14 protein-coding genes are annotated in these 12453 nt (G+C 74.0%); 5 read left to right on the top strand and 9 right to left on the bottom strand.

Annotated features, from left to right (window positions below; translation table 11 throughout):
- Nucleotides 1-4: 4 nt before the first annotated feature.
- The gene (locus ACH4LD_RS03530; protein ID WP_398053463.1) at nucleotides 5-397 is read right to left on the bottom strand and encodes a hypothetical protein; all 393 of its coding nucleotides are present in this window, start codon (nucleotides 395-397) and stop codon (nucleotides 5-7) included.
- A 111-nt stretch (nucleotides 398-508) separates the two neighbouring features.
- Between ACH4LD_RS03530 and ACH4LD_RS03525 the strand changes: the two genes are divergently transcribed.
- Nucleotides 509-949, top strand: a complete 441-nt coding sequence (locus tag ACH4LD_RS03525) for a DUF1992 domain-containing protein (protein ID WP_398053462.1) — start codon at nucleotides 509-511, stop codon at nucleotides 947-949.
- Here the strand turns inward: ACH4LD_RS03525 and ACH4LD_RS03520 are convergent.
- The gene (locus ACH4LD_RS03520; RefSeq protein WP_398053461.1) at nucleotides 938-2074 is read right to left on the bottom strand and encodes a hypothetical protein; all 1137 of its coding nucleotides are present in this window, start codon (nucleotides 2072-2074) and stop codon (nucleotides 938-940) included. The two genes, ACH4LD_RS03525 and ACH4LD_RS03520, sit on opposite strands and share 12 nt — an antisense overlap.
- A 5-nt stretch (nucleotides 2075-2079) precedes the next feature.
- Nucleotides 2080-2760, bottom strand: a complete 681-nt coding sequence (locus ACH4LD_RS03515) for a hypothetical protein (RefSeq protein ID WP_398053460.1) — start codon at nucleotides 2758-2760, stop codon at nucleotides 2080-2082.
- Between the two features lie 137 nt (nucleotides 2761-2897).
- Between ACH4LD_RS03515 and ACH4LD_RS03510 the strand changes: the two genes are divergently transcribed.
- Nucleotides 2898-3416 carry a GNAT family N-acetyltransferase gene (locus tag ACH4LD_RS03510; protein WP_398053459.1) on the top strand — a complete coding sequence of 173 codons (519 nt, stop codon included), beginning with the start codon at nucleotides 2898-2900 and terminating at the stop codon, nucleotides 3414-3416.
- Between the two features lie 6 nt (nucleotides 3417-3422).
- On the opposite strand, the gene ACH4LD_RS03505 is transcribed toward ACH4LD_RS03510, so the two are convergent.
- On the bottom strand, nucleotides 3423-5483 hold the full coding sequence (locus ACH4LD_RS03505; protein WP_398053458.1) for a DHA2 family efflux MFS transporter permease subunit: 2061 nt from the start codon (nucleotides 5481-5483) through the stop codon (nucleotides 3423-3425).
- Nucleotides 5484-5611: 128 nt separating this feature from the next.
- Here ACH4LD_RS03505 and ACH4LD_RS03500 point away from each other — a divergent pair, with 128 nt between their 5' ends.
- Nucleotides 5612-6511, top strand: a complete 900-nt coding sequence (locus tag ACH4LD_RS03500) for a peptidoglycan-binding protein (protein ID WP_398053457.1) — start codon at nucleotides 5612-5614, stop codon at nucleotides 6509-6511.
- 382 nt (nucleotides 6512-6893) lie between these two features.
- Here the strand turns inward: ACH4LD_RS03500 and ACH4LD_RS03495 are convergent, their stop codons facing one another.
- Together ACH4LD_RS03495 and ACH4LD_RS03490 are read right to left on the bottom strand one after the other, a co-directional pair.
- Nucleotides 6894-7562 carry an HAD family hydrolase gene (locus tag ACH4LD_RS03495; protein WP_398053609.1) on the bottom strand — a complete coding sequence of 223 codons (669 nt, stop codon included), beginning with the start codon at nucleotides 7560-7562 and terminating at the stop codon, nucleotides 6894-6896.
- Between the two features lie 199 nt (nucleotides 7563-7761).
- Nucleotides 7762-8343, bottom strand: a complete 582-nt coding sequence (locus ACH4LD_RS03490; RefSeq protein WP_030985911.1) for a TMEM165/GDT1 family protein — start codon at nucleotides 8341-8343, stop codon at nucleotides 7762-7764.
- A 382-nt stretch (nucleotides 8344-8725) separates the two neighbouring features.
- Between ACH4LD_RS03490 and ACH4LD_RS03485 the strand changes: the two genes are divergently transcribed.
- A complete protein-coding gene (locus tag ACH4LD_RS03485) occupies nucleotides 8726-9370 on the top strand; it encodes an HNH endonuclease family protein (protein WP_398053456.1) in 645 nt (214 codons plus the stop codon).
- Nucleotides 9371-9380: 10 nt separating this feature from the next.
- Here the strand turns inward: ACH4LD_RS03485 and ACH4LD_RS03480 are convergent, their stop codons facing one another.
- The 3 genes from ACH4LD_RS03480 to ACH4LD_RS03470 all read right to left on the bottom strand — a co-directional run bounded on the left by ACH4LD_RS03480 (nucleotide 9381) and on the right by ACH4LD_RS03470 (nucleotide 11288).
- Nucleotides 9381-10025, bottom strand: coding sequence for a DedA family protein (locus ACH4LD_RS03480; protein ID WP_103810935.1), 645 nt, complete (start codon nucleotides 10023-10025; stop codon nucleotides 9381-9383).
- A 101-nt stretch (nucleotides 10026-10126) separates the two neighbouring features.
- Entirely contained in the window at nucleotides 10127-10582 is a 456-nt protein-coding gene (locus ACH4LD_RS03475; RefSeq protein WP_398053455.1) for a DoxX family protein, read from the bottom strand.
- Between the two features lie 475 nt (nucleotides 10583-11057).
- On the bottom strand, nucleotides 11058-11288 hold the full coding sequence (locus tag ACH4LD_RS03470; RefSeq protein WP_398053454.1) for a DUF2277 domain-containing protein: 231 nt from the start codon (nucleotides 11286-11288) through the stop codon (nucleotides 11058-11060).
- 91 nt (nucleotides 11289-11379) lie between these two features.
- Here ACH4LD_RS03470 and ACH4LD_RS03465 point away from each other — a divergent pair, with 91 nt between their 5' ends.
- Nucleotides 11380-12279: a ketopantoate reductase family protein gene (locus tag ACH4LD_RS03465; protein WP_398053453.1), complete on the top strand. Its 900-nt coding sequence runs from the start codon at nucleotides 11380-11382 to the stop codon at nucleotides 12277-12279.
- The last annotated feature ends 174 nt before the right edge of the window (nucleotides 12280-12453 follow it).

Raw genomic sequence — 12453 nt, 5'->3', positions numbered from 1 at the left:
CGGCTCAGAGGTCGTGGTAGAAGCCGACGTTGACGCTGCGCGGCGCGGTGCGGTCCTGGATGACGATCTCGCCGGACCCGCCGTGCGGCAGCGGGACGGTCGCGCCGTAGCCGAGGGGCTGGGCGTACTCCCCGACGCTGAGCCGGACCTCGGAGGCCGGGTCGGGCTGGGAGCCGCGCAGCCAGGTGAGCTGCCAGGCGCCGTCCGGGCCGCACAGGAACTCCAGGTGGACGCGGGAGACGAACAGCCAGTCGTCGGGGGTGACCAGCCGGCACGCCGCCCCGTCCCGGCCGATCCGCAGCACGGCACCGGGCTCGCTGGGCGCCTCGGCCATCGTCATGCCGGCGGTGGCGCCCGCGTCCGCCCCGGAGACGGTGGCCATGGTGAGTTCGAGCACGAGGTTCCCCCTGAGACGTCCTGTGCGGTGGCTTGGTCGCGGCGGGCGCAGTGCCGTACCGCCGCCGCATGATAAAACGCCCGGCGGGGTCGCGTCCGGCACAATGGGTCCATGACCGAGCGAAAGCCACCGGGGGTCCCGTTCGAGTCCTGGGTGGACAAGCAGATCCGCGACGCTCAGGGGCGCGGGGAGTTCGACCGGTTGCCGGGAGCGGGGGCGCCGCTGCCCACGGAGGTCGACTCCACGTACGACGAACTGTGGTGGGTCAAGCGGAAGCTGGTCCGTGAGGGGCTGGCCGTGCTGCCGCCCGCGCTGGCACTGCGCAAGGAGGCGGAGGACGCGCTGGAGGCGGCGTACGCGGCTCCCTCGGAGCGGATCGCCCGGAAGATCATCGAGGACGTCAACGTCCGGATCAAGGACATGATGTTCAAGCCGCCGCCCGGCCCGCCGCTGGGGAAGAAGCCGTACGACGTCGAGGAGGTCGTACGCGAATGGCGGCAGCGCAGGGCTGCCGCCAAAGGTGACGGGGGCGTGGCGGGCTCAGCCGTTTAGCAGCCGCCCGGCCAGCTCCCGGTAGTCGCGCAGGGCGAGTCGGAGTTGCTCGGTGTCGGTCTCGGCGCCGGGGCCGCGGCCCTCGGTGCCCTCCCAGGACATCCGCAGGGTACGGCGGCGGCGCGTGACGGCCTCGGTGAACCGCGCGGCGATCTCCTCCAGCGTCCGGTCGGCCTGTTCGACGGCCTGCCGGGGCTCGTCCACGAACCCGGCGACCACCTCGCGCAGCCGCCGCTCCCACTGCTCCGTCTCCTCGTGCGGCAGCAGCGGTGCGCCGGTGCCGGAGGGTGCGCCGGCGGCCGTCCCGGCGGCGCCGCTGCCGGGTGCGGCCGTGCCGCCCGGCGCCGTCGGCCAGGTGTCCGCCGCCCGTGCCTCGGTCATCCGGGCCTCGCGCCCGCTGACCTCACCGACGGACGGAGCCCCGAGCCCGTTGTCCGGCATCACGCCTTCCTCCTCCCCGGCCCACTCCGGACCACCGGCGTCCCTGTCCCGTCCGCTGTACGTCTGCGACGCTCGCCCCTCCGTACCGGGTGTCCCCGGGCCCAGTTCCTCCGTGCCGGGCCGCAGCCCCTCGGAACCGTGGCGCGGGTCGTGCTCGCGGGAACCGGGTCCCTGGGAGGCGGGGCTCCCCACCGGGCCCGGGGCCGGCTCGATGTCCTCGGACGCTCCCCGCTCGGGCACGCCCGCCGGGCCCGGGGGCGGCTGGAGCGTGTCCTCCGGGGCACGGTCGTCCCCGGTCAGTCCTTCCCGGCCGGGACCGGCCGAGCCCGGCAGCCGGCCGCTCCGGCCCTCGTCCCGTGACCGGCCGCCCGTGCTCCCCTCCGGCACCCGGCCACTCGCGTCGGCGCCCCGCAGCCGGCCGCTCGTGCCCTCACCCGACGGGCGGCCGGCGCCACCCGGCCCCGCGCCCGGAGCCGGGCCGCCTCCGCTCCCGCGTGCTCCCGGTTCGCCGGGCAGGCGTTCCTCCGTCAGGGGCCTTCTCGGGGTCCGGCGGCCGGGGGCCGCGTCGCCCGGTGCCCATTCGTCCCTCTGTTCCGACTCCTGCTCCGGCGTCCACTCGTCCCCGCGTGAGAGACGTTGCGGGCGGTGCCGGTCGCCGCCGGAGCCGCTCGTCCTGTCCGTCATGGCGTTCAGCTCTCCTTCGGTCGGCTCCGGTGCAGAGCCCACGGCGTGTGGGAGCGGGCGTGGGAGCGGGTCGCGGCGGGAGGCGTCGAGCGGTCCGTGCCGGCGGGGGCCCGGTGCCGGCCGGACTCGGCGCTGGTCAGGTCCTCGAAGAGGGCGCGGGCGCCGAGCAGCGCCGAGCGCAGTTCCTCGGTTCCCGCGCCGGTCCCGTCCCCTCCGGCGCCGGCGGCCGCGTGGGCCACGCGGTGCACCTGCCGGTAGCCGTCGACGTGGTCGGCGTGGTGCACGGACAGCGCGGCGAGTTGCTCCTCGTACCGTCCGCCGTCGGGGTAGCCGCGCGCGGCGGCGAGTTCTCCGATGAGGAGGTCGGCCTCGGCCACCGCCTGCCGGGGCGAGTCGACGAAGTGTTCCTGCACGGCCGTCCAGCGGTCCGCGTACCGCTGCCGCTCGGCGCCGTCCAGCGGCCGTTCCCGCAGGTCACCGTGGCGTTCGAGGCGCTCGGTCAGCTCCCGTTCGGCGGCTTGGGTGTCCCCGTCGTGCAGGGCCACGGTCCGCTCGTACTCGGGCCCGAAGCGCCGCTTCAGGTTCGGACCGCCGTGCCGGGTGCGGCCCCGCACGGTCAGGGCGACGGCGCCGAGGACCACGACCGCCGCGATCACGATCAACAGAATGATCAGGCCTGTGGACATGGTTGCCTTCCGGTCGGACCGGCCCCGCTGGCCGGTTCTCCCTTCGGGTGACCCGGAAGTTCGCCCACAAACGGCTCCCCGCCGCCGGTTCGGTCCCGCCATATCCGGTTGCGGAGGGGGCGGGGCGGCTCCCGACAATGGCCGGCATGACGTGGACGATCGCTCCGGAGCCGTACGACTCCCCGGCCGCCGCCGCGCTGTGGCGGGCGTACTACACGGAGGTCAGCGACCGCTGGTACCTGCTGCACGAGGGGCGTCGCACCGACCCGGAGGAGCTGGAGCGGGAGGTCGCGGCCCACAGCGGTGCCGACCTCGCGCCCCCGCACGGGCAGTTGCTCGTCGGGCGGTACGGGGGCACACCGGCCGGTTCGGCGGGCGTACGGCTGCTGGACCCCGGCACGGCCGAGCTGACCCGGGTGTTCGTGCTGCCGGAGCTGCGCGGCCGGGGCGGGGCCCCGCTGCTCGTGGCCGCCGCCGAGGAGGCCGCCCGTGCTCTCGGCGCCCGGCGGATCGTCCTCGACACCCGCGGCGACCTGGTCGAGGCCCGCGCCCTGTACGCCCGCCTCGGCTACACGGAGACCGCCCCGCACAACACCGACCGGTACGCCGAACACTGGTTCCGCAAGGAGCTGCTGCCGGCGGGGGCCGTCAACTGATGCTCGTCACCGTGCCGTTGTGCGGGCGTTACTGATCTTCGTCACCGTGCCGTTGTGCGGGCGTTCACGCTCGGCGCCGCAGAGTTCACCGGTGAGGTCGCGGACCAGCTCGGTGAGGTCGGTCGAGCGGCCGGGCTGCCACCAGTCGCCGAGCAGTGCGGCCAGGGACTCCTCGCGGGCCGTGGCGAGCCGTTCGGCGACCTCGCGGCCGGCGTCGGTGAGGACCAGGTCGAGGCCCCGGCGCTCGGCGAGCCGCCGTTCCTCGACCTGGCGGGCGGCGGCCATGACGGCCTTGAGCGGGACCGGGCTGCGCTCGGCGAGCACCGCCGGTTCGACGGAGCCGTAGCGGCGGATGCGCAGCAGCATCCAGCTCGCGGCGGGCAGCAGGTCGTACCCGGCGCGTTCGGTGATCTTCTGGTAGATCTCGCGGCGGCCCTCCCTGGTGCCGAGCACGGACAGGGCGCGGCACACCTCGTCGTAGGAGGAGCGCTGGACCGGGTTGGGCGGGATCGTCTCGGAGGCGTCGGGCGCGGTGACCGAGCCGCGCAGCCGGTCCTCCTTCAGCAGCCAGGCGAGCAGGAAGCCCAGGAGGGCGACGGGCGCGGCGTAGAGGAACACGTCCGTGATGGCGGACGCGTACGCGTGCAGGGCGGCCGGGCGCAGCGGGGGCGGCAGGGCGGCGATGCCCCGGGGGTCGGCCTTCAGGGCGCCGGGGGTGGCGCCGGGCGGCAGGTGTACGCCCCGGAAGGCGTCGGTGAGCTTGTCGCCGAGGCGGCTAGCGAAGACGGTGCCGAAGATGGCCACGCCGAAGGAGGCGCCGATGGAGCGGAAGAAGGTGGCGCCGGAGGTGGCGACGCCGAGGTCCTCGTAGGAGACGGCGTTCTGCACGATGAGCACCAGGACCTGCATGACGAGGCCGAGGCCGGTGCCGAAGACGAAGAAGCAGACGCTCATCACGGCGGTCGAGCTGTGCTCGTCGAGCCGGTGCAGGAGCAGCAGGCCGAGGGTGGTGACGGCGGTGCCGACGATCGGGAACACCTTCCAGCGGCCGGTGCGGCTGACGATCTGCCCGGAGAGGGTGGACGACAGCAGCAGGCCGAACACCATCGGCAGCATGTGGACGCCGGACAGGGTCGGGGAGACGCCGTGGACGACCTGGAGGAAGGTCGGCAGGTAGGTCAGCGCGCCGAACATGGCGAAGCCGACGATGAAGCTGATGACGGCGGCCAGGGTGAAGGTGCGGATGCGGAACAGCTTCAGCGGCAGCACCGGTTCGGCGGCCCGGCGCTCGACGGCGACGAACGCCACGGCGAGGACGACGCCCAGGACGGCGAGCCCGATGATCTGCGCCGAGCCCCAGGGCCAAGTGGTGCCGCCGAGGGAGGCGACCAGCACCAGGCAGGTGGCGACGGCGGCGATCAGGAAGGTCCCCAGGTAGTCGATGACATGGTGGGCGGTGCGGCGCGGGATGCGCAGGGCGGTGGCGATCACGGCGAGCGCGACCACGCCGACGGGCAGGTTGACGTAGAACACCCAGCGCCAGCTGAGGTGTTCGGTGAACAGCCCGCCGAGCAGCGGCCCCAGCACGCTGGTCGTGCCGAAGACGGCGCCGAACAGGCCCTGGTAGCGCCCCCGTTCGCGCGGCGGCACGAGGTCGCCCACGATCGCCATGGACAGCACCATCAGCCCGCCGCCGCCCAGGCCCTGCACCGCCCGGAAGGCGATGAGCTGGGGCATGTCCCGCGCCATGCCGCACAGCGCCGACCCGACCAGGAAGATCACGATGGCCGTCTGGAACAGTCGCTTGCGGCCGTACTGGTCACCGAGCTTGCCCCACAGCGGGGTCGCGGCCGTCGAGGCCAGCAGATAAGCGGTGACGACCCAGGAGAGGTGCTCCAGGCCACCGAGGTCGCTCACGATCGTCGGCAGCGCGGTCGACACGATGGTCTGGTCGAGCGCGGCGAGCAGGAGCCCCAGCAGCAGCGCACCGATCGGCACCAGCACGCTGCCCGGAACGTGTTCGCCGCTGCTCACGCCCTTCGCCGTGCCGTGCGTCTCCAGGGCCATGGGACCTCCCGGGGGTCGGTGCGTCTTCTCCATGGTGATCGGTGTCACCACTTATGGCCTGCCGAGTGCTGCGGATCTGGAGAAAATCCGCATAATCTCTGGAGTTCCCGAGGGGAGGGGACACACGCGTGACGGGAGAGCGGGGCACCACGTGCCCGGAGTGCGGGACGCCGAGGGGGGCGTACAACACGCCGTCGTGCGACTGCACGACGCGCGCGTCCGAGGCCCTGCGCGAGACCCGCACGGCCGAGGCGGCAGCGGCGGAGGACTTCGACCCGCTGCGGATACGGCCGTACGTGGAGATGCGGCCGGCCCCGGAGGAGCCCCCGCCCGCGCCACCCTCCGCGACCGCACCGCAGCCGCAGCCGCAGCCGCCCGCAGCGCTCGGCGCGGGGGCGGAGCCGGACGCGCCCCCGGACGAACCCGAGGCCGGCCCGCCCCGGCGCCGCTCCCGTCGTACGGTGCTGCTGGCCGCCGGGGGCGCGGGGGCGGCTGTCGTCGCGGTGGCCGGTTTCGCGCTGTTCTCGTACCGGGCGCCGGCCCGGGACCAGGTGGTTCAGGAGGTCCGGGAGAGCATCCCGGGGACGACGACACGGGCACCGTCCTCGGCGCCGGCCCCGGCACCCCCGGTCACCCCGCGTCCACCGCTGTCCTCCCCCTCGGCGACGGCCGACGCGAGCCCGTCGCGGGGCTCCGCCCCGCCGTCCCCGACCGCGACGGCCTCCGCGAGCGCTTCCCGCTCCGCCGCCTCACCGACCCCGTCCACGACGCCTTCGGGCACCCCGGGCACCACGCCCTCCGCGCCACCGGTCCTGCGACGCGGCGACACGGGCCCGGAGGTCACCGAGCTCCAGCAGCGCCTGCGTCAGCTGAACCTCTACGGCGACCAGGTCAACGGCACCTTCACCCGCCCGGTGGAGGACGCGGTGCGCAACTACCAGCTGGCCCGGGGCATCACGGGCGACGACCTGGGAACGTACGGCCCGGCGACGCGCAGAAGCCTGGAGTCGGAGACGACGGAGCCGTAGCGCCCCCGAAGGGGCCCGGGGCGGAACGGCTGCGCGGCTCCGCCGCACGGGCGTGCGACCGGACCGCGCTCGGCTGCGGCTCGCGGCCGAGCGCCTTCCCGCCGCACGGGCACGCGTGACCGGACGGTGGGGCCGGGCCGTGGAAGCGAGCCGTGGGACCTAGCCGTGCAACCAGGCCGCGGAATCGAGCCGTGAAACGGGCCGCGAAATCGAGATGTGAAAGCGGAACCGGACCGTGAAACCGGACCCTGAATCCAGGCCCCGGCACCGGACCCTGGAACCAGGCCGTCGAACCGGACCGCGAAACCAGACCGGCCCGGCGAAACCAGACCAGGCCGTCGAACCGGACCTCGAAACCAGACCCGGCCGTGGAGCCGGTCCGTCAGCCGATGTGGAGCCGGATCTCCCCGCCGGCCACCGCCTCGACCCGCACCTGCGTGAGATCCCGCACCGCCACGTCCGGCTCGTGGAACACCGCGCGCGGCCCGACCCCCACCACGCGCATCCCCGCGGAGCGCCCCGCCGTGATGCCCGCGCCGGAGTCCTCGAAGACGACGCAGTCGGCCGGGTCGACGCCCAGTTCGGCGGCGCCCTTCAGGAAGCCCTCGGGGTCCGGCTTGCTCGCGCCGACCGACTCGGCGGTGACGCGGACGGCCGGCAGGGGCAGCCCGGCGGCGTTCATGCGGGCGGTGGACAGGGCGACGTCGGCGGAGGTCACCAGGGCGTGCGGAAGGCCCGCCAGCGAGGAGAGGAAGGCACGCGCGCCGGGGATCTCGATCACACCGTCGGTGTCGGCGGTCTCCTCCGCGAGCATCCGGGCGTTGTCGGCGAGGTTCTGCTCGACCGGCCGGCCGGGGAGGAGGAGGGCCATGGAGGCGTGGCCCTGCCGGCCGTGCACGACCTTCATCACCTCGTCGCCGTCCAGCCCGTGCCGCTCGGCCCAGCGCCGCCAGATGCGCTCGACCACGGCGTCCGAGTTGACGAGGGTGCCGTCCATGTCGAGCAGGAGGGCGCGGGCGGTGAGGACGGCGGGCGTGGCGGTGGCCGGCATCGGCAGCTCCAGGAACGAGAAGACCCGTGTCGGGTGGACGTCGGGTGGGACAAGGCGGCCCCGCCCGCCGGTCAGGGAAAACGGGCGGGAGCCACTTTGTTCCTCCACGGTACAAAACCTCCCCGCGTCCCGCCACCACCCCCTGCGAGCGTTCACCCTGTGTTCGCCCGGGGCCGGCCGCGCAGCCGGGCCGTCCCGGTCAGCCGCTCACGGCCTCCCACAGGCTCCACACGCCGAGTGCCAGCATCAGCAGCGCCGCGATCTGCGTGATCAGCCGCAGCGGCACCCGCTTCATCAGGGCCTTGCCGCCGACGATGCCGAGTCCGGCGACGGCCCACAGGCCCAGCACCGCGCCGAGGCCGACGGAGATCGGGTCGTCGTAGCGGGCGGCCAGGTTGGCGGTCATGATCTGGGTGAGGTCACCGAACTCGGCGACCAGGATGAGCATGAAGCCGGTCCCCGCGACCTTCCAGAACGACTGGTCGGCGGGCTTCTTGACCTCTTCCTCCTCCTCGCCCTTCTTCAGCAGGAGCATCGCGGCCCCGCCGAGGAAGAGGACGCCGGTGAGGGCGTGCACGATCTGCTGCGGCAGCAGAGTGAGCACGCTGCCGGCCGCGACGGCGAGCACGACGTGCAGCAGGAAGGCGGCGGCGACGCCCGCGAAGACGTACGAGGCGCGGTAGCGGGTGCCGAGGACGAGGCCGGCGAGCGCGGTCTTGTCCGGCAGTTCGGCGAGGAAGATGACGCCGAAGACGAGCGCCGTCACGGTGATGCTGATCAAGATTCCTCAATCGGTCGGGCTGCCCCGCCGAGAGTGCGGTACGTCACGCGATGACACCTCGGCACGGCAGCACACTCGGCGCCCGCGCCGGGGGGCGCGGACGTGCACTGCTTGCCGAAGGTCTCGCTGGCGGGCCCGATGGATCGCGGTCCGCCTCCGGGCGCCGGCTCAGGCTCGCTGAGCAGTATGTCGACGGTCCGGCGAAGAGCTACTCCCCTTCTGCGCTCCCCATCGTAAGGGATGTGAAAGTTCCGCCGTCAACCTTGTCGTGACATGTACACGTCACTAACTTCTTACCGAGCGCTCACCCCCCGGCAACACCGCCCCGCGAGCATTCCCTCGCTCGTGCCCCAACACCGCCACCCCACAAGGGAGTTCACGCATGCCGAAGTTCTACGCGCGTCGACGGACGAGCATACTCGCGGCCCTCACCGCCCTGATAGCCTCCGTCGCCCTGTTCAACTCCCCGAGCGCCTCCGCGGCCCTCCCCACGCCGGTCAGCGGCGCCACCGCCCGCAGCTACCTCTCCCAGCTCACCGTGGCCACCGAGAACCGCACCGGCTACAGCCGCGATCTCTTCCCGCACTGGATCACCATCAGCGGCGCCTGCAACACCCGCGAGACGGTCCTCAAGCGGGACGGCTCCAACGTCGTGACCGACTCCTCCTGCGCCGCGACCAGCGGAAGCTGGTACTCCCCCTACGACGGCGCCACCTGGACCGCCGCCTCCGACCTCGACATCGACCACCTCGTGCCGCTGGCCGAGGCGTGGGACTCCGGCGCGAGCAAGTGGACGACCGCGCAGCGGCAGGCGTTCGCGAACGACCTGACCCGGCCCCAGCTGATCGCCGTCACCGACAACGTCAACCAGGCCAAGGGCGACCAGGACCCGGCCACGTGGGTGCCGTCCCGGTCGGCGTACCTGTGCACGTACGTGCGGGCGTGGGTGCAGGTGAAGTACTACTACGACCTGTCGGTCGACTCCGCCGAGAAGAGCGCGCTGACGGACTACCTGGCCGGCTGCTGAGCCGGGCCGCTCAGGAGACGGGGCGGCGGCGCATCAGGAAGGCCGCCGCCGCCCCCGCGCCGAACAGGGCCGCCACCGAGACGCCCGTGGCCAGCCAGGTCGCGCCCAGCCACTGGGCGCCGTAATAGCCGAGGGCCACGCTGTAGGCGGCCCAGGACAGGCCGGCCAGGGCGGACCAGGGCAGGAAGTCGCGGACGCGGCGGTGGGCGGCACCGGCGCAGAAGGAGACGACCGAGCGGCCGGCGGGGGCGAAGCGGGCGAGGACGACCAGCGCGCCGCCGCCCCGGGCCAGGGCGTCACCGAGACGTTCCTGCGCGGTGGTCAGCCGCCGGGAACGCGCTATCGCCCGGTCCAGCCGCTCCCCGCCGCGCCAGGCCAGCCGGTACGCCACCAGGTCGCCGAGGACGGAGGCGGTCGCGGCGGACAGGATCAGGGCCAGGATGTCCGGCACCTCGTGCGGGACCTGCCCCGCCGCGCCCGAACCGGCCGCCGCCGCCGTGCCGGCCGTGATGACGAGCACGCCGCTGGGCAGGACGGGCAGGAACACGTCGAGCAGGACCGACAGGGCCACCACGGCATAGATCCACGGCCCGGCCGCCAGCGACCCCACGCTCTCGAACACCACGACTCCCGTCACTCCCCCGTTGACAGCCATACAGCGTACGCCGGGGGTGTGACAGGAGGTTCGCGAGGGGTCCGCGGGACGATCACAGACGGTTCACGGGTGGGCCGCCGTACGGCACACCGGCCGGACCGTCAGGCGGCGACCGGCGACTGCTCCGGCGCCCGCTCGCCGTCCTCCGCCGCGCGGCGGACGAGGAGCCGGTCCAGGCCGAAGGCGCCGGAGCCGGTGAAGACGAGCAGCAGGAACGCCCAGCAGAACAGCGCCGGCAGCTCGCCGCCGTTCTGTATCGGCCACAGGGCGGCCTGCTGGTGGACGTCGAAGTAGGCGTACGCCATCGAGCCGGAGGCGATCAGCGCGGCACCGCGGGTGCCGAGGCCGAGCAGCACCAGGCCGCCGGCGACGAGCTGGATCACGGCCGCGTACCAGCCGGGCCAGGTGCCGGCCGCGATGGTGCCGCCGTCGCTGCCGGCGGCGCCGCCGAGGACGCCGAACAGGGAGGCGGCTCCGTGCACCGCGAAGAGCAGGCCGAGGACGATGCGGAAGAGCCCGATGACATAGGGCTGAGCGGAATCGAGACGTGCGGACATGAGGGGATCTCTCCTCTTCGGTGTCGGTCGGGCCGGCCGGGGACGAGGAAGGCCGGTCGTGGGGGCGGCGGTACCGAACGGGAGCCCAGGTTAGGGGTGCCTTATCAATGCTTGCAAGTTCAACATTTGGCCATGACGGTGCCTCCGCTCGCGGCCCGGCGCCGGCGCACCGCGCCCGGCGCGGCACCCGCAGCGGTCACGGGGCGCCCGTCTTCCGCGAGCTTCCCAGGAGTCAACATCCCTACACCTGCGCACCTTTGACGACACGTCAGACAAATAGGCCACCTCCTCACGCCCAGCCGCACCTGTCTCATAACCATCCACGGCGCGCGGCCGGCATCCCCCTCACGAGCGGCGCCCCGGCGGTGCGCCGCAGACCGGGTTCCGGGGCCGCGCCGCTATGAGAGTGGTCACATGCCGAGTACGCCGACAGGCGGGTCCGGCACCGTGCCGGACCCGCGGACCCCTTCCGGCGCTAGCCTCCTCGCCGCGCCGACTGCCCCCGTACCTCCAGCTCCCCGAGCAGCTCCGCCGTGGCCTGCGCCACCGCTTGCACCGCCTTGTCAAAAGCCTCGCGGTTGTGGGCGGCGGGGGCGCGGAAGCCCGAGATCTTGCGTACGTACTGCAACGCGGCCGCGTGGATGTCCTCGTCCGTGGCCTCACCGGGCAGCACGGGCGGACGCAGCGTCTTGATGCTCCGGCACATGAGCCCAGTCTCGCGCAGCCCGCCGTGCCCTGCGATGATCTGCGCGAAGGCGGCCACCGACCCCGGGGCCGACCGTCGAGAGGACAACTTCATGACGCAACCGCTCACCGTGGCCGTCCTCGGCCCCGGCGGCACCGGCGGCCTGCTCGCCGCCCTGCTGTCCCGCTCAGGGCACCGCGTGATCTGCCTGGCCGGTGAGGCCACGGCCGACACCCTGCGCCGTACCGGCATCACGGTCCGCAGCGCGCAGTTCGGCGACTTCACGGCCGCCGTCGACGCGGACACCGAGCTGCGCGAGCCGGTGGACGCGTGCCTGATCACCGTGAAGCACACCGCGCTCGAAGCCGCCCTGACCCGGGTCCCGCCCGCCGTCCTGGGTGACGCCCTGGCCGTACCGCTGCTCAACGGCGTCGAACACCCCGCGACCCTGCGCGCCCGCTACCGTCCCAACCTGGTCGCCCCGGCCGTGATCCGCGTGGAGTCCACCCGGGTCGCCCCGGGCGTGATCGAGCACGGCAGCCCCTTCACGGAGATCGACCTGGCCGGGGACGCCGTACCCCGCGCCCGGCTCGACGCGCTGGCCGCCCACCTCCATGCCTGCGGTACGACCGCCCGCGTGGCCGGCGACGAGACGGCGGCCCTGTGGGCCAAGATGGTGTTCCTCGCCCCGTTCGCCCTGCTCACCACCCGGTACGGCGTCCCGCTCGGGGTGGTCCGCAGCCGTCACCGGGACGAGCTGGAGGCCCTGGTCGCGGAGACCGCCGCGGTCAGCCGTGCCTGCGGCGCCCCGGCCGACCCGGCCCAGGCCCTGGCCCGGTACGACGCGTTCCCGCCCGCCGCCAAGTCGTCCATGCAGCGCGACGCCGAGGCGGGCCGGCCGCTGGAACTGGACGCCATCGGCGGGGCGTTGCTGCGCGCGGCCGAGCGGCACGGGGTACCGGTGCCGGTGACCGCACGGCTGGTCCGGGCGCTGCGGGACTCCGGCCACTGACCCGGCGCCGACGCCCCGGCCCCGCCGGGGCACGCCCGGGACCGGGGGTCGGCGATCACTCGCTCGCCCACGGCGCGGTGTTCGGGGAACCGGGCGGCGACTCGCCCCCGGTGGCGCCCCTGCGGTCATCGCCGTGCCCTCGCGTCCCCCGGTGACCGGCAGGACACGCCGGAC

This window comes from Streptomyces sp. NPDC017676, assembly GCF_044329325.1.
In the GTDB taxonomy this organism is placed as follows: Bacteria; Actinomycetota; Actinomycetes; order Streptomycetales; family Streptomycetaceae; genus Streptomyces.
Note: the sequence above shows the minus strand (reverse complement) of the source record. Positions and strands in the feature narration are given on the sequence as shown.